Annotated in this window: 17 protein-coding genes and 1 pseudogene; 17 read left to right on the top strand and 1 reads right to left on the bottom strand. The window is 43.8% G+C overall.

All coding sequences use genetic code 11. From position 1 onward, the window contains the following. The first annotated feature begins 8 nt into the window (after positions 1–8). The 8 genes and pseudogenes from GXP22_07865 (at position 9) to GXP22_07830 (ending at position 6935) form a co-directional block, all read left to right on the top strand. Positions 9–206: a type II toxin-antitoxin system VapB family antitoxin gene (locus GXP22_07865; protein NOX09384.1), complete on the top strand. Its 198-nt coding sequence runs from the start codon at positions 9–11 to the stop codon at positions 204–206. 6 nt (positions 207–212) lie between these two features. Then, on the top strand, positions 213–584 hold the full coding sequence (locus GXP22_07860; protein NOX09383.1) for a type II toxin-antitoxin system VapC family toxin: 372 nt from the start codon (positions 213–215) through the stop codon (positions 582–584). Between the two features lie 5 nt (positions 585–589). Beyond that, a pseudogene (locus GXP22_07855) lies at positions 590–2438 on the top strand (ATP-dependent DNA helicase RecG). Next, positions 2435–3718, top strand: coding sequence for a DNA-processing protein DprA (locus GXP22_07850; GenBank protein ID NOX09382.1), 1284 nt, complete (start codon positions 2435–2437; stop codon positions 3716–3718). The pseudogene GXP22_07855 and the gene GXP22_07850 overlap by 4 nt, the downstream one beginning before the upstream one ends. Before the next feature lie 183 nt (positions 3719–3901). Further along, positions 3902–4423: a hypothetical protein gene (locus GXP22_07845; GenBank protein ID NOX09381.1), complete on the top strand. Its 522-nt coding sequence runs from the start codon at positions 3902–3904 to the stop codon at positions 4421–4423. After that, positions 4407–5147 carry a hypothetical protein gene (locus GXP22_07840; GenBank protein NOX09380.1) on the top strand — a complete coding sequence of 247 codons (741 nt, stop codon included), beginning with the start codon at positions 4407–4409 and terminating at the stop codon, positions 5145–5147. Before GXP22_07845 ends, GXP22_07840 begins: the two co-directional genes overlap by 17 nt. After that, complete coding sequence (locus tag GXP22_07835) at positions 5144–6451, top strand: tRNA 5-hydroxyuridine modification protein YegQ (GenBank protein NOX09379.1); 1308 nt, start codon at positions 5144–5146, stop codon at positions 6449–6451. Before GXP22_07840 ends, GXP22_07835 begins: the two co-directional genes overlap by 4 nt. A 52-nt stretch (positions 6452–6503) precedes the next feature. Then, positions 6504–6935, top strand: coding sequence for a hypothetical protein (locus tag GXP22_07830; GenBank protein ID NOX09378.1), 432 nt, complete (start codon positions 6504–6506; stop codon positions 6933–6935). 73 nt (positions 6936–7008) lie between these two features. Here the strand turns inward: GXP22_07830 and GXP22_07825 are convergent, their stop codons facing one another. After that, positions 7009–8538 carry a SulP family inorganic anion transporter gene (locus GXP22_07825; protein ID NOX09377.1) on the bottom strand — a complete coding sequence of 510 codons (1530 nt, stop codon included), beginning with the start codon at positions 8536–8538 and terminating at the stop codon, positions 7009–7011. 170 nt (positions 8539–8708) lie between these two features. Between GXP22_07825 and GXP22_07820 the strand changes: the two genes are divergently transcribed. From GXP22_07820 to GXP22_07780, 9 genes are all read left to right on the top strand, one after another. After that, positions 8709–13829: a hypothetical protein gene (locus GXP22_07820; GenBank protein NOX09376.1), complete on the top strand. Its 5121-nt coding sequence runs from the start codon at positions 8709–8711 to the stop codon at positions 13827–13829. Between the two features lie 214 nt (positions 13830–14043). Next, a complete protein-coding gene (locus tag GXP22_07815) occupies positions 14044–14457 on the top strand; it encodes a hypothetical protein (GenBank protein ID NOX09375.1) in 414 nt (137 codons plus the stop codon). A 1-nt stretch (position 14458) separates the two neighbouring features. Next, positions 14459–14605, top strand: coding sequence for a hypothetical protein (locus tag GXP22_07810; GenBank protein NOX09374.1), 147 nt, complete (start codon positions 14459–14461; stop codon positions 14603–14605). Between the two features lie 340 nt (positions 14606–14945). Then, on the top strand, positions 14946–15368 hold the full coding sequence (locus tag GXP22_07805) for a hypothetical protein (protein NOX09373.1): 423 nt from the start codon (positions 14946–14948) through the stop codon (positions 15366–15368). Positions 15369–15443: 75 nt separating this feature from the next. Beyond that, the gene (locus tag GXP22_07800) at positions 15444–15872 is read left to right on the top strand and encodes a hypothetical protein (GenBank protein NOX09372.1); all 429 of its coding nucleotides are present in this window, start codon (positions 15444–15446) and stop codon (positions 15870–15872) included. Positions 15873–16014: 142 nt separating this feature from the next. Further along, complete coding sequence (locus tag GXP22_07795; GenBank protein NOX09371.1) at positions 16015–16308, top strand: hypothetical protein; 294 nt, start codon at positions 16015–16017, stop codon at positions 16306–16308. Between the two features lie 77 nt (positions 16309–16385). Further along, positions 16386–16643 carry a type II toxin-antitoxin system Phd/YefM family antitoxin gene (locus tag GXP22_07790; GenBank protein ID NOX09370.1) on the top strand — a complete coding sequence of 86 codons (258 nt, stop codon included), beginning with the start codon at positions 16386–16388 and terminating at the stop codon, positions 16641–16643. An 11-nt stretch (positions 16644–16654) separates the two neighbouring features. After that, entirely contained in the window at positions 16655–16942 is a 288-nt protein-coding gene (locus tag GXP22_07785) for a type II toxin-antitoxin system RelE/ParE family toxin (GenBank protein NOX09369.1), read from the top strand. Positions 16943–17168: 226 nt separating this feature from the next. Continuing rightward, positions 17169–17396: a hypothetical protein gene (locus GXP22_07780; protein NOX09368.1), complete on the top strand. Its 228-nt coding sequence runs from the start codon at positions 17169–17171 to the stop codon at positions 17394–17396. The last annotated feature ends 116 nt before the right edge of the window (positions 17397–17512 follow it).

Below are 17512 nucleotides of genomic sequence, written 5' to 3'. Positions count from 1 at the left end.
GGCGTATTATGCGCACAACACTAAATATAGATGATGATTTGCTGGCAGAAGCGCAGCGGGTGAGCCATTTAACCGAGAAAGTGGCGCTGGTGCGTGAAGGTTTACATGCCCTGATTGAGCGGGAAAGTGCTCGCCGTCTGGCCAAACTGGGGGGCACTGAGCCGGAGCTGGATTCCATTAGTCGCCGTCAATCTAACAGGAAATAATCTCGCATGATTCTGGTGGATACATCGGTGTGGATTGATCATCTGCGCCATCATGACGATACGCTGGCGGCTTTATTGAATAATAGCCAGGTGTTAATGCACCCGTATATTTCAGGGGAACTGGCCTGTGGCAACCTGACAAACCGTGTTGAGCTGCTGCATTTGCTGGCTGCACTCCCCCAGATTACAACCGCGCTGGATACAGAAGTGCATTTTTTTATCGAGCAGCGCTTATTAATGGGTAAGGGCATTGGTTATATTGATACGCATTTATTGGCTGCGGTTGCATTGGACGGAACGGCAAACATCTGGACACGGGATAAGCGACTACATCAGGTGGCCGAAAGCCTTTCCCTGAGCTGGAATACTCAAATATGAACACCATGAATCGAAACCAAGCCGAACAATTACTGCAAACCGCGTTGGGAAATCCTGCGGCACAGTTTCGTGAGGGCCAGTGGGAAGCGATAGCTGCGCTGATTAATCAACAGCAAAAACTATTGGTGGTGCAGCGTACCGGCTGGGGGAAAAGTTCGGTTTACTTTATCAGTACTCGAGTTTTCCGCGACAATGAACTCCAGCAATACAGCCGATTGGCAAGCGGTAACTGAGCGTGTTTTGAACATACTGCGCCAGTTGCCTGCCAATACACCGGTATTGGGCACAACTGCCACTGCCAATAACCGTGTGGTAGAAGATATTCAACAGCAGTTGGGTAATATCCAGGTTCAACGTGGATCTCTTGGGCGAGATAGTCTTGGCCTGCAAGCCCTGGTTTTACCCGACCAGGCTTCGCGTTTGGCCTGGCTGGCACAGGTGATTCCAGGCTTGCAAGGGACTGGTATTGTCTACACCCTGACGGTGCGGGATGCCGAACAGGTCGCTAATTGGTTAACGCAAAACGGTATTGATGCCAAAGCCTATCATGGCAGTGTTCAGGCAGATGATTTTGATAACAGTCATTCCTATCGCCTGTATCTTGAAGAATTATTGTTGAATAATCAGCTAAAAGTATTGGTTGCAACAACTGCCCTGGGTATGGGCTACGATAAACCTGACCTGAGCTTTGTTATTCACTATCAGGCACCCGGTTCTATTGTTGCCTACTACCAGCAAGTTGGTCGTGCCGGGAGAGGTATCGACCATGCGCTGGGTGTGTTGATGTCGGGGGTGGAAGATGGGGATATTCATAATTTTTTCCGTGAGTCGGCCTTTCCCTCTGAAGCCCATGTGAATGAAATTCTGGTGCTTTTAGCACAGTGTGATGGTCTATCGCTTCGTGCTATCGAAGAGCAGACGAACCTTCGTCATGGGCAAATAGAAAAGGTTTTAAAACTACTCAGCGTAGAAAACCCGGCACCGGTTATTAAAGTGGGCAGTCAGTGGCGTAGAACAGCGGTTCCTTATGTGATGGATCATGCCCGCATTGCGCACCTGACCGGCCAGCGTGAACAGGAGTGGGCTGAGGTGCAAGCCTACATAGCGGATGCCGGCTGTAAAATGAGCTACTTACGCCGTGCGCTGGATGATTCAGCACCAACTCCCTGTGGAAAGTGTTCTTCCTGCCTTGGCCAGTTGCTGATTAATATTGAGGTGAATGCTCTGCTCGTTCATCGTGCTGCGAGTTTTTTGAAGCAAGCTGAAATAGTTATCTCCCCTAGAAAACAAGTTGCACCATCGAATGCTGAAACTGAAAGGGCCTTTCCTGCTTACCAGTTTCCTCGTCTTTTAGGCAAATTGGTGGCTCAAGACGGACGTGTACTATCACGCTGGGGAGATGCTGGTTGGGGTAAGGTTGTCGCGGATGGTAAGCATGCTAATTACTTTGGTGATGATTTAGTTGAAGCCATGGCTGAGATGATTCAACAGCGCTGGCAACCCGGCCCTTCGCCAACATGGGTATGTTGTGTGCCGTCACGTAATCACCCAGACTTGGTACCTGATTTTGCCAAACGTCTTGCCAACAGATTAGGGCTGCCATTTTTGGATGCGGTGGAAAAAGTTAAAGATAATCAACCGCAAAAAGGTCAGCAAAATAGTTTTCACCAGTGTCACAATCTGGATGGTGTCTTTGCTGTAAAGCAACTTCATAAAGACCAGCCCGTGTTGTTCGTTGACGATATTGTTGATTCAGGCTGGACGCTTACTGTATTGGCCGCATTATTACAACAGGCAGGGAGCGGTGTGGTATTTCCAGTTACCCTGGCCTCAACATCGGTAAAGGGTTCATGAATTTATCAGCAACCGCACAGGCCACTTTACTGTTGACCTGTTATTTCAGTAAGGCGAGTAACGAAAAGGCTAAACCACTCACGAATGTGGAATGGGGTCGCTTTGCGTTATGGTTAAAAGATAAAAATATAACACCTGCAGAATTATTGGTTTCTGACCCGAAGCCATTGTTAATGGGGTGGTATGATGCTCAGATCGGTGAGAAGCGCATCCTGGCTTTATTGAGCCGAGGTCATAGCCTGGCGTTAGCTATTGAAAAATGGCACAGGGCGGGACTCTGGGTAGTGACGCGCTCTGATCCTGAGTATCCCAAACGATTGAAATCCCGACTACAAACAAATTCTCCTCCGGTGTTATTCGGTTGTGGCAACAAGGCTTTGCTGAATGGGGGGGGTATCGCGGTGGTTGGCTCACGTAATGCCAGTGATGCTGACTTATTGTTTACTAAACAGCTTGGCGCTAAAGCGGCAGCTCAAGGTATAGGAATTGTTTCAGGCGGTGCTAGAGGTGTCGATGAAACAGCAATGCAGGGTGCAATGCAGGCGGGGGGGAATGTGATTGGCATTATGGCTGATAGTCTTCTAAGAGCCGCGACAGGCGTTAAATGGCGAAAAGGTTTAATGGCTGGAAATACAGTCCTTGTATCGCCCTTCTATCCTGAAGCAGGATTTAATGCGGGGAATGCTATGGCGCGGAATAAGTATATTTACTGCATGGCGGATACGTCATTTGTGGTTCATTCCGGCAAAAAAGGCGGTACATTGAATGGCGCAGAAGAAAATCTGAAGAAACAATGGGTGCCGCTCTGGGTAAAGCCAACACAAGACAAAGAAGCCGCCAATGAAATGCTGGTAAAAAAAGGTGGACGTTGGAGTGACTCGGATATTCAGCACCTCGATATAGCTTCGCTGTTAGCCGCTGCGGAACAATCCTACGCATCCTTACAAACAGATAAACAAGAAGATTTATTCTCCATTCGGGTTCAGGAGCTTGAGATTGAAACCAATTATGTTCAAACATTAGATGCAGTAAAAGAGGTTGAAGAGCCAGTTAAAGATCATGGTTTAGAGACTGTTGACACCCCCGTTGATTTTTACCAACTATTTATCAAGGAACTATCACAATATGCGATTGAACCGATAAGTGGTGCGGACTTGCCTGAAAAAATGGGTTTGCACAAGACGCAAGTCACTGACTGGCTAAAGCGAGCGATTGATGATGGTTATATTAAGAAGCTATATCGCCCGGTTCGTTATCAATACATCAAGAACCGGGCTTAAAGGGGAATCGTTATGGCAATGACAGAAGAGACCCTTGTGCAGGAAGTAACAGCCGATTACCTGCTGAATGACCCCCATTAGTGCGGCCCTATTGCTATTGCTGCTGGTACGGGTAATTTATGTTTGTTTTATCTGTATTTTAGTCCTATAATATCCCGTACGGGATATTATTTGGGTGGCGTAATGAGGCAGTATACGGTTTTTCAGACACCGGATGAGCTTGGGAAACTGGCGCGTCTTGGGCGAGAGTCACAAGGCTTGGCATTGCGTGTCGCTGCACCACAGGCCAAGGTAGGCCCTAGGTTCCTGTCTGAGTTTGAGCGTGGGAAGCCAACGGCAGAGTTTGCCAAGGTAATGGCTGCGGTGCATATTGCAGGTCTGGATTTAGCAGTGGTTGAACGTCCCATAACTGATGGGGTTGATGGTGATCAGTCTGGTTATTATTCAAGGTCTTTAGATACAGAGTTTCCATACGACTGGTCGAATAGTCAGATGGAGGAAGGCGTTTTTATTCGCAAGGTGCTTAAGGCTGCTCGCTTTAATGATGTATTGAAGATAGTATCCTATTTTGGTTTTGACAAGGTGAGCAATGAGTTGTCCTGTTTACAAGATACAGTGGTCAGTAGCAAGATGGTTTCAATGCTACTGCGTATACAGAAGGGATTCTTATTAGCTTGTTGTCAGCGTCATGACCCTGCATTATAGTCTCTTGCGCCCTGAAGCCAATGCGCTCCTGGATGTGCTTGGACGGGCATCAGAAATGGAAGGGTTAACCCTTGTTGGCGGTCCTGCTTTAGCCTTACAGATCGGCCACCGTACCAGTCTTGATTTTGATTTTGCCCAATTTGGCGGTGTCCTTTCCGGTTTTTTAATCGACCAGTTGATCTCGCGTCTGAAGCGAGAAGGGCATCAGACTCAGATGATCACCAGCCCGGATATGATTTCTCGCTTCAAGATTAATTACGGTATGAATTTACTTGATCATGCACGTGATTACGTCATTGATGGTGTTAAGGTCACATTTTTTGTTCATGGGAAGAATAATGAACAAGAGGCCTTTTACCAATCGACAGAAAAGGTGTGTAAAGTGGGTATGAGTTTTGATGTTCTGGGCATTGAGGGACTGAAGGTGGCTAAGACGCTTGTACTTGCTGATAGGGTTCGGTCGCGGGATCTGTATGACCTTTATATATTAATGCGCGATTATGATTATTCGTTGGAGAATTTATTCACTACAGTCAAAACACTGGGTAGTGTAGATGATCCAGAATATTATAAGTCCATCATGCGTGGTGAGATCCCTTTAGACAAGGATGATGAAGGGCTTGATGCGGTCAATCTGGTAGCAAATTACAATCAGATATACGGTTACTTTAGTCATGAGATAGATGAATATGAGACAACATTTGCACGCGATTATTTTTTATGAAAACACCTGAACTACTGGCCCCTGCGGGCACTATGCGTAACCTGAAATATGCCATTGCCTATGGCGCGGATGCGGTTTATGCGGGTATTCCGCGTTATTCCCTGCGTGTGCGTAACAATGATTTCTCTAGTCTGGAACAGCTTGAACAAGGTATGGCTCATGTTCATGCGGCGGGTAAGGCCTTTTTTCTGGCAAGTAATCTATTACCGCATGAGACCAAGGTTAAGACCTACATAAGGGATATGGAGCCGGTGATTGCACTTAAGCCGGATGCCCTGATTATGGCGGATCCGGGTTTGATTATGATGGTGCGTGAGCGTTGGCCTGAACAGATTATTCATCTCTCGGTGCAGGCCAATACCATGAATAGTGCAGCAGTGAAATTTTGGCAGAGTATCGGTATTTCACGCATTATTTTGTCGCGCGAGTTATCACTGGATGAGGTCGAAGTGATTCGTAATGAATGCCCGGATATGGAGCTGGAGGTCTTTGTGCATGGTGCCTTGTGTATGGCGTATTCCGGGCGGTGTTTGTTATCCGGTTATATGAATCATCGGGATGCCAATCAGGGTTCCTGTACTAATGCCTGTCGTTGGGATTACAAGGTAAAGGATGACAACAGTGAAGAGGTGAAGATTTCGATGTCGGAGTGTGGCAATGCGCCGCGTCATCCGGATGCGGATAAACCTTATCTGCTGGAAGAGGAAAAACGTCCGGGTGAGATGATGCCGATTGAAGAGGATGAGCACGGCACTTATATTATGAACTCAAAGGATTTGCGTGCGATTGAGCATGTCGAACGTTTGGTGAAGATGGGTGTGGATAGTTTGAAGATAGAAGGACGTACCAAATCACATTATTATGTTGCCCGTACCGCCCAGATCTATCGGCGTGCGATTGATGATGCGGTGGCTGGCCGCCCGTTTGATCCAAACAGTCTGGGTGAACTGGAAAACCTTGCCAACCGGGGTTACACCGATGGTTTCTTTGAGCGTCATCATACCCATGAATACCAAAATTATATTGATAATTATTCGGGTAGTCGTAAGCAACAGTTTGTCGGCGAGATTATATCCTATAATAATGATAGTGGCTGGGCCGATATTGAAGTCAAGAACAAGTTTGTCGTGGGTGATTCCATTGAGTTGATTACCGCACAGGGTAATCAACAGATTACCCTGGGTGAGATGCAGGATCTCAAAGGTGGCTTGATGAATGAGGCACCCGGTGGCGGCTATCAGGTCAGGATTCCATTACCACAAGGTATCGATTATGATCTGGCATTGTTGGCTCGGAATCTGTAAAACCGGGGACAGACCCCGGTTTTAATCTGGGTTTTCAATAAATGAGGTTTTCATGAAGGCATTTCTGGAATGGCGAGATGAGTGGTCTCTGGGGATCGAACTCATAGATAAACAACACCGTCAGCTTGTGGTGATATTTAATAAAATAGCTGTGTTGTCTATTGTAAAGGATGATCAGATAGATTCGGCACAGCGACTAACCCAACTGTATGAACAGTTAGATATTTTCTATGAGAAAATCAAAGAGCATTTTAGTGATGAAGAGGACTTAATGCTTAAGGTCAATTATCCAGGGCATGCTGAACATGCACGCAATCATTTGATGTTGCGTGTGGAATTGAAGCAGCAGATTAAACATATTGAAGAGGAAAAAGGTAATGTTGATATGGAAACCCTGGCTTCATTAAAAATCTGGTTTATCTCACATATCATCAGTGATGATAAGGAGTTTGCTGATTTTTTCTTAAGCAATATTGGTGCGTAGATTGGTGTGTAATACACACCCTACCCAAACATCATTGGTAGGGTGCGCATTGCGCACCAGCTCCAGCTCCAGCTCAGGCTAACTCATCATCGGCGATATGATAGGTTGGATCTTCCATCATATTAACCTCAACCAGATCACCCGCCTTATGTAAGAGTTCCCTACATTCAGGGCTTAGGTGACGTAGATGGAGTTTCTTTCCTGCGGCAATATAACGCTCTGCCAGGGTATCAATAATCTCAATGGCTGAGTGATCAACAACCCGCGAATTCTGAAATTCAATAATGACATCATCAGGATCCTGCTCAGGGTGGAACAGCTCCAGAAAATTCTTGGCTGAGCCAAAAAACAAAGGGCCGCTGAGTTCATAAATACGCGAACCATTTTCATCATTGTAACCATGAACACTGATGTGTTTGGCATGTTCCCAGGAAAATACCAGTGCCGATACGATGACCCCGACAATAACAGCAATAGCCAGATCAGTGGCTACCGTGACCCCCGATACCAGGATTAGAACAAAGGCATCCGAGCGTGGGATCTTGTTGATAATACGCAGACTGGACCACTCGAAGGTGCCCACAACAACGATGAACATGACACCAATCAAGGCCGCCATCGGGATCATCTCAATCAAGGGTGAAGCAAACAGGATGAAAGACAGTAGGAACAGAGCTGCCGAGATACCGGACAGACGTTGACGACCACCAGAATTTACATTAATCATACTCTGACCAATCATGGCACAACCACCCATGCCACCAAATAAGCCGGTTGCTGTGTTGGCGATACCCTGACCAATACATTCCCGATTACCACGACCACGGGTATTGGTGAGTTCGTCAATCAGGCTCAGGGTTAGCAGAGATTCAATCAGGCCGATGGCCGCCAGGATGATGGCATAGGGCAAGATGATAAACAGGGTCTCCATCGTTAGGGGAACCTCAGGGATATGAAATTGAGGGAAGCCACCTTCAATAGAGGCCATATCACCTACTGTCTTGGTATCAATGTTCATGAAAATCACTAGCAGACTGACGGTGAGAATAGCGGCCAATGAAGAGGGGAAACGAGTGGTTAATTTTGGTAGGTAATGAATAATAGCCATCGTCATTGCAATCAGACCTAACAATATCCACAGTGCTTCACCTTGCATCCATTGATTGACACCGTATTCATCAGTGATCTGAAAACCATTTAATTGAGCAAGAAAGATGACAATAGCGAGACCATTGACGAAACCGAGCATGACCGGATGTGGCACGATACGAATATATTTGCCCAGATGCAATAATCCGGCAGAGATCTGGATGAGTCCTGTCAGTACCACGGTAGCAAAAAGGTATTCGACACCATGCTCTGCAACCAGTGCCACCATGACCACCGCCATGGCACCGGTTGCCCCGGAGATCATACCAGGGCGACCACCAAAGATGGCTGCCAGCAGACCCACCATGAAGGCGGCATATAGGCCAACCAGTGGCTCCACGCCAGCAACAAAGGCAAAGGCAACAGCCTCGGGAACCAGTGCCAGTGCAACGGTTAGGCCAGATAAAATCTCATTTTGAAAACAGGCGCGATTGACGCAACCAAGCTGAAACATAGCATGTGCTCTTTATATGGAATCATGGAAAGGCGCGTATTCTACCAGAAAACTTAAGATTTTTCTTACAAAATAAAGAGCGATATGATGATTGTTCAAGCGACTCTTGTTGGTTAAGTTATACCAGGCAGGGAGAAGCTTGTGACGAGAATTATGCAAAGGAATGCATTATGTACAAGGATGTTTTTTATTTTGTTCATTATTCTTTAATGATGGGTTTAATGATCTTTACGGTTGATCTATCGGCTTATGTCGAGGTGCCTATGCTGAAAACAAAGGATTATTATTCACATAGCAATTATTGGCCGTCTATCGGTTGTTTTGAGTCAAGGGGGGAGGCTGTGAGTGCCTACAAGGCTTATGATCTATCCTTAAGTGGGTTATGTGATATCAGCGATGATGGGTCGACCGGTTTTTCTGCCTCCTCTCGTTCAGCAACAATTTTTAACTTCATAGATTTCTCGTATTCATGTAAGGCCTGGGAGTCGTTGGGGATAAGCTTTGATGATGTGTGGGGGAAATTACGCATACAAGAGATAGCCTATGATGCAAGCTATTTTACTTATATGGGCAATCGTCCAGATGACCCTGGTTGCGATATAGTTAAGTCTTCAGTCGTTCATAACTTTATAAAGGTTAATTGGTCTTATTGTCCACCCGGTTCTGAGTGGGGGATGGATGAGGCGAGGCGTAGTCTTTGTAAACAGCAGTATTATTTGTTAGCAAAAGATGTATTAGAACCTGCGGGAGAGAGTCTGGGTCGTTGCCCGAAAGGGAGCGGGTTTATCGGTAACCCGGTTAATCCAGCTAGCGGGAATAAATTTCATCAAGAAACGATCAGGATGAGTTATGGCCCTGCTGCAATGTCGTTTAATCTTTTTTATAATAAGATGGATGATGTTGATCGTGGTCTTGGGCAAGGTTGGAGGCATTCCTTTTCCTCGTCAATAGCACTCGCCTCCAGCACTGAACAAGAACGCTTTCCCGCAAAAAATGATCTTAAGTTTGATACCGCAGAGGCGGCCTGTATTAATGGTTGGGGTCAGATCAAGGCCGGTTACTCATTAGCCTGGGCTACTGAATCGTCAGCAGTCTTACTGGATAATGGGCGTTGTCAGATACGCTATGGTATTAGTGACAAGGTTTGGGGTGATTTCCCTGTGCGTATGGCAACAACGGGTTTGCCTTATGAAGTAGCGGCTGCCGGTGCAAGGGTAGTATTGACACGGGCTGATGGTAAGCAAGTGCTGTTTCATCAACAACCGGATGATGAATGGGTCAATGATACCGGTTTTATTGGCAAACTTATGGCACAGGTGAGTGCTGCGGGTAATCTGATGGGTTGGGTGCTTTATCGAGAGAATGATAGTCGTGAATATTATGATTATTTCGGGCGTTTGATCCTCATTGTGGATATTAAAGGAAATTATCAGTCACTGAATTATTCGGCTAATGGTCAGTTATTGCGGGTAGAGAACAACCTGGGGTTTTTCATGGTGATCAGCTATGACCAACAGGGACGACCCTCCATGATTCAGGACAAGACGCAACGTGCCTGGTCATTTGAATATGATGCAATTAATAATCTGCAATTTTTACGCTATCCTGATGCTACGGTGAAACAATATCATTATGAGAATAATTTGTTTCCGAGTGCCCTGACCGGTATTACCGATCAACGTGATCTTCGTTTTTCCTGGTATGACTATGATTCGGTGGGTCGGGTTATATCGAGCTATCATGCACAAAATGCTGATCGTATTGATATTGAATACCGTGCTGATGGTGTGCGTTATGTGACTAATGCAAGGGGCTATCGCAGTGAATATGGTACGGAACGGCGTAACGGTATCTTTGTTGTTAATCATATCGAAGGACAGGCCTGTCAGTCCTGTGATGGGACAGTCAGGGATTATGACTATGATGTAAGTAATAATATTGTGGGTATTCGTGATGGGCGTGGTGTGTTGCTAACTCGGGGTGGGTTTGATGCGCATGGTAATCCCGGTTATCAAATTGAGGCGGCAGGTTCTGCTCAGTCACGGCGTACAGATTATCAATATGATAGACGTTTCTTTCAGCGGCTAGGCATGCGCTCGGAGCCATCGGTTAATCAGCTGGATTCATCAGCGCGTCGGGTGCTGCAATATGATTATGATGACTATGCCAATCTCCTGGCATGGGGCGTAACAGGTTTTACCCCGCAGGGAGAAATCGTTCAACGCCATTATAGTGCGCAATATCAGGGGCCTTTGCATCAGGTCAGTCAACGCGATGGGGCACGTACAGATGTTACAGATATACGCTATTTTGAATATTATCCGGACGATGAGATTGTCGGGAATAACCGGGCGCGTCTACGTCGGGTAATTGCCGAGGATGGGATGTTGCTGAGGGATGACATTCAATATACCGCATCAGGTCAGTTGTTATCCGAAAAACGGACGAATGGCCTGGCACTGGAATATCGTTATTCATTATTAAGCGACCGTCTTGAGTTATTGATAGAAAGAACGGCAGGTAATATGCGTAAGACTCGTTGGCGTTATCTGGCTACAGGTGAGGTTAAATCGATTGAATTTTCCTATGAGAGTCCATCACAGAGCAGTATTTATTTTAGCTATGATGATGCCCGACGATTGACAGGGTTAAGTAATGATGCCGGAGAGCGTATTGATTATGTGTTGGATGAAGAAGGTAATCGCACTGTATTGACGGTTAATGATTCTGATGGAAGGCAATGGAAACAGTTATCGTATGCCTATAATCGGGTTAATCAGGTGCTACAGCGTACACAGGAGAATGAGATAAAATCCTTTTCATATGATTCACTTGGCTTACTTGAAAAAACGATTGATGGGAATAATCTGGAACGTGTATATCGTTATGATTTGCTACAACAGTTAGTAGGTGAAACGATCCTAGCAGGGGATGATCGGCTAATCCCTTATGCAGAGCGTGAGTATCGCTATGATGTTGGTAGCAGACGGACGTTGTCAACGCCTGAACGACAGGTTATGACTACACGGGTTTATGATGATCTGGGTAATCTGCTGGAGGATAAATCAGCTGATAAAGGTGATCATTTATGGCGATATGATGAGGCGGGTAATCGTGTGCTGGGAATGGATGTGCAAGGTGATGAGATTACTTATTTATATGATGTGCGTAATCGTCTGATACAGGTTGATGCCATGGGTATTAGTGACGACATTGTTTATATCTATGATGAGTGTGAAAATGGGCAGGGTCGTTTGTGTCGCATTGTTCAGGCAGGGAATAGTCTGTTTTATCAGTATGATTCCCTGGGTCGGGTGAGTCAGTACCAAGGCCTTTATTACTATTACGATGATGCCGATCGCTTGATTAAATCAGTCTATCCTTCCGGGCTTATCGTTTTTTATAGCTATGATATGAGTGGGCAGGTTAGCTCGGTATCAGTTGATCGGGGTGCGGGTCAGGAAGTTCTGGCTTATTCGATTCAGCATATCCCCTACGGTGGTATTCGTCAGGTTAAATATGGCAATGGTCTATTGATGCAACGTGATTATGATAGGGCCTATCGAGTGGTATCTGAGCAATTATCAAGCGTGTATAACAAACAGTATGATCGCTATGATGCGAACGGTCATATTTTAGTTCAATCGAACTTGTTGCAGGGAACCATCGATGAATATCAATATGATGGATTGAGTCGGTTACTATCAGAGCAGACCCGCCTGGGTCAGCGTGTCTATGGCTATGATCAATCGGGGAATCGTTTAACCGTTAAAGATGGGTTAGGAGAGTCTGTTCAATCGCTTGCGTATGCAAACGATAGCAATCATCTGCTTTTTATTGATGGTATTGCGGTTAGTTATGATGCCTATGGTAATCAGTTGAATAATACGCAGTATGATTTTTTGTATAACGCTCATGCCCAGTTGCGTGAGGTGTATCAGGCCGGTGGTCTGATCGTTGAATATGCCTATAACGCTATGGGGCAGCGTGTTAAAAAGACCCTGTCTGGGGCTGATGGTTATCAATATTTTTATGATCCGGCTGGCCATCTGGTAGCAGAGGCTGATTTATGGGGACGGGTATTGCGTGAATATATCTATGTGGGTGATCGCCTGTTGGCGCAGTATCAGGTTGATAGCGATGCCAATGGTCTGGATGATGTAAATGAACAAACAGTGATGGTATTTGCCGATAATGACCATGATAGTGTTTCAAATAATGATGAATGGTTTGTTATTGGCTCCGATGTTAATCAGGAAGATAGCGACCAGGACGGGTTTAATGACGGTCTGGAGATTGATCAGGGCACCAATCCATTAGCGGGTAATCAATATCCCGGTGATGGTGATATGAATGGTAATGCCAGTATTGATGTGGGTGATTATCTGTTGCTGGTCGATATTATTATGAGTGATCGTGTGCCGGACAAAAGCGATTATCTGCATGCTGATATCAACCTCGATGGGGTGATTGATCTACAGGATATGCTGTTATTAACAACACGCCTGCTGGATCTGTCCAGAGTTAAGGATTGGGTGTCATCATCACTTTCATGGTTGATGCCAGACAGCGTTCATGCCGCAACAAATTCTTATGGCTCGATTTATTATATCCATACCAATCATATTGGTGCCCCGCTTGTGTTGACGGATGAACAGGCCAACGTAGTATCACGGATAGATTATTGGGCTTTTGGAGAAGCTATTGTCAATGATTTTTCGGTGAATGCACCCATCTGTAATTTGCGTTATCCGGGGCAGTATTTTGATGCGGAGACCGCTCTGCACTATAACCATTATCGTTATTATGAACCTGAATCAGGTCGCTATTTGACAGCTGATCCGCGCGGCCAATCGCTTGATTTTTCTGATCCCATGCGACAAGTTGCAACTATGACAGGGATTGCAATACCTGCAAGTAAAGGTATTGCTTATTTAAACCATAGTTATAACTATGTTGATAATAATCCGCTTATGCATATCGACCCTACAGGAGAGGTTGATCCTGTTACGGGAGTTATTCTTCTTTGGAGCTTCCTTTATGTGTCTGAGGCGGGGGATTTGATTAGTGATGATAATGGGAATGTATGGGATGGTTATACCTCCCAAGATGGCGGAAAATGTTCTCTCCCGTGGCCATTAGGACCTATTGGTGATTCATGTTTTTCAGGGCGATGTCAGAAGCATGATGTTTGTTACGATAATAATTCCTGTAATTTATCATCATGGATATCTTCTGGTTTGGGTGGTTCCAAGTCTTGTAATAAATGCAATAGTGGTTTTTTTCAGTAGACCATTATCTAAGTGAATATTGCTTCATTGTTATCATGTTAATTATTTTTTGGTTTAGGTGGCCCTATGTATGGTGAGATCGAGATATGAATCACTCTCCTCTAACTGAGACACGCCGTGAATACATCCGTGTAGGCTCCATGCCCGCGTCCATGCGGGCAACGGTCTCTGTTAGAGGAGAGCAATGCATCCCTCTTGAGTTAGTGAGATGGTAATGAAGGCGTTTGTTGTTTTTATATTAGCTATTAGTATTTTCGGATGCAAAGAGTCAAGTTTTACATTGTCATTGGGTTCTCGGCTTCCCGGTTGGTTTCATGTTAACAGTAATGTTTCTCGTGAGGAGTTGAAGTTAACTATGGACTATTACCTTAATCCATGGGAAGCGGAAGTGATTTTTACATTATATGGGAAGGATGGGAATGAATTATCTAAATTACGATCTGATATTTCCAGGATACCGCTTAAATTGAAAAATTCACCAACAGGGTACCCTAAGCATTATCCTATGTATCAAGTAATTACAATTAATGGAATTACTGAGATAATTGAACACAGAAAAATGGAGTCTGTTTTTTATATTACGGATGCCCCAGCGGTGTGGAAGGCGTTGGGTGTGGTGCAGGAGTAATATGGTTCTTCAAGTAAAAAGCAATGGATCATCATGGCTGTTGTGCCTGGGCTGTTATCTATTCGCAGGTCTGATCTATCTCTGGCCGCAATATACCTGGCAGCTTGAATATCGATTGTTTTATCTGCTTGTCTTGCTGTTATTGTGATTTGCGTGTTTTAGTTATGTGATTTATCAACAGGGTTGGAAACAGCGGTGGTTTTGGTATTGTCTACCCTCATTTATATTATTATTGTTACCCTGGTTGGAGGGGTTTTTAGCTGTGATTTTGTGGTCTATTTCCGGGTTTAGTTAATCAATATAATAATATGATATTCATCGAAAAAATATGCCTGGTAAGTTCGAGACATGAATCACGCTTCTCTACCAGAGACACGCCGTGAATACATCCGTGTAGGCTCCATGCCCGCGTCCATGCGGGCAAGGGTCTCTGATAGAGAAGCGCAATCCCTGTCTCTTGAGTTAACAGAGCAGTAATGAGTAGTTATATGAAAATATTATCAAGGATAGTTATTGTATATTTGGCATTGATTTTAACGGGGTGTCTTGAATCAAGCTTTGATTTATCGGATGAATCAAGGCTGCCACGATGGTTTTCAATTCCTGAAGGAGTATCCCGGAGTGATGTGAAGGTAACGCTTGATTACTATACAGATGGTGAGGCTGTTTTTAATTTTTTGGCTCTTCAGGAAAAAACATTTATCCGAGAAAAACTATCGGGTGATACATTGAAAAATGGGCCGCTTAAATTGAAAAATCCACCAGCAGGGTATCCTAAGCATTATCCCATGTATCAAGTAATTACAATTAATGGAATTACCGAGATAATTGAACACAGAAAAATGGAGTCTGTTTTTTATATTACGGATGACCCAGCGGTATGGAAGACGTTGGGAGTAGAGCAGAGATAATAATGGACATTTATTGTTTTTAGTTGTTAACGATGCAATAGTGCTTTTTAACTTTAGCGGGATAAAGAGACAATTATGTTAAAGCATTTTTTTACATTAGCGGTTTTAATTGTTGTTTTATCCTGTAACTTATCAGGATGTGTGGAAGCAAGGTTTGAACTCAGCTCTGAAAGTAGACTGCCAAAATGGTTTGATATACCAGAAGGTATGTCACGAGATGAACTTAGGGTAACAGTTGATTACTATATTAAATCTAGTGGCGGAGAAGCGGTTTTTAAATTGTATGGTGATAATGGTACGAGGCTTAAAAAAGTAAAAGGAGAAATGGGCATTTATCCTCTCCAGCTTAAAAATCCACCGGAAGGTTCACCGGAAAATTATCCGATGTATGAGATTGTTATTGTTGATGGTGTAACTGATGTTATTGAGCATCGAGAGAGAAGTAATATTTTTCATATGACTAACGAACCGGCTATTTTGGAAGAATTTGGCATCCGTCAATAAATTTTTTTTATTAAGATTGATGTTATCAGTTTTTTTAATCAATCTTTCCGGGTGTCTTGAATCAAGTTTTGAGCTTGCAGATGAATCGAGATTACCGCGGTGGTTTCATTTATCACAAGACACCATGCGATCAGAGTTATCTGTGAAGATGGACTTGTATAGTACTTTTAGTGGTGGAAAAGCAGTGTTTGCGTTAAATAAGTCAGGAAAAATATTAAGCATTAAAGAATATACGGTGACAACAGAGGATCAACCTGGAATTAGAACTATGTGGTTGAAAGATCAACTTGAAGGATTTCCAAGGGGCTATCCACGATATAAAGTTGTAACAATAAATGAAATAACAGATGTTATTGAATTGAGAAAAATGGAGCCTGTTTTTTATATGACTGATGATCCAGTGGTATGGAAGGCGTTGGGTGTGACGCAGCAGTAATGTTTTCTGGACATTATGCTTGATTTTGATTAAATTGATTAAATTAATCGTTTTAATCAAAATTAGATAGGTGTTTTATGGATGTTTTAAATGCGAGTGATGCTAAGCGTGAATTTGGTGAGATGTTATTAAAGGTTCAAAAGACACCGGTGAGGATAAATAAAAATGGCAAACCTGTTGCTGTTGTATTATCTATTGCGGAGTATGAACAATTGGCGTTGTTACGTGAAGCACAGTTGAAATTAGCGATTGAGGAGGGGATTGCTGATATCGAAACGGGGCGTATTACTGATGGTGCTGCGATATTTAAAAGGTTACGCGATCAAATTTCTTAATGTCAGTATATATGCAATATACATTAACACGAAAAGCAGAATCTGACCTGGAAGGAATTATAGATTTTGGTGTAAGTCGTTGGGGGGTATCTCAAACACTCAAGTATTTGGATCAACTTCAGAAATGCATACAAATGCTGGCTGAAAACTCTTCCATTGGAATAAAACGCGATACGTTATCAGCAGGCCTTTTTAGTTTCCCTTATGAAAGTCATATTTTGTATTACATACAAGCATCGAATGGTGTGACTATAATCAGAATTTTGCATGGTAGTATGGATGCAATGAAACATATGTGATATATGCGTTCTAAGGAAATTATTCAGGTGATTTCTGTAAAAAATCAGATAAAACCGTTAAGTTATTTTTACACTTTTGCCCATTATTTAACGCTTGATTCTTTTCTTAAAATCATAACTCATTAATAATAAATGCATTTATTTTTTTGGCATCAATGTTGCTTACTTTCTTATGTGTAAGTTTATAGTATATTTTTTCAAGATGTAGAAGTTAAGGAGTAAAGCGATGAAAAAAGGAATCTTATTTGTTATAGCACTGGGGCTTGCCCCTTTATCCCAAGCGGATGATAGTGTTGCTTCACCTTACAATCAGGCTATTGCCTTTGATTCCGAGGTTGTTGTATCACAGGTATCATTACCACCATTATCAAAACCTGTACCACCTATTATTTGGTCATTTGGTTTAGGCATGGTTGGTTTACTGGCACTGGCTAAATGCCGAAAATCTGTATAGTTTTACGTAGGACATCATATTTGGGGGTAGCTGTTAAGCTACCTTTTTTTTGCCTGTTGTTCTGGTGACCCTGGAAGGTAAGATATTGACTAATGGTCATGACTTTACTCCTTAAC

This window comes from Gammaproteobacteria bacterium (assembly GCA_013151035.1).
Taxonomy (GTDB): domain Bacteria; phylum Pseudomonadota; class Gammaproteobacteria; order JAADJB01; family JAADJB01; genus JAADJB01.
The sequence above is the reverse complement of the archived record's forward strand: the minus strand, read 5'-3'. Positions and strand labels throughout refer to the sequence as shown.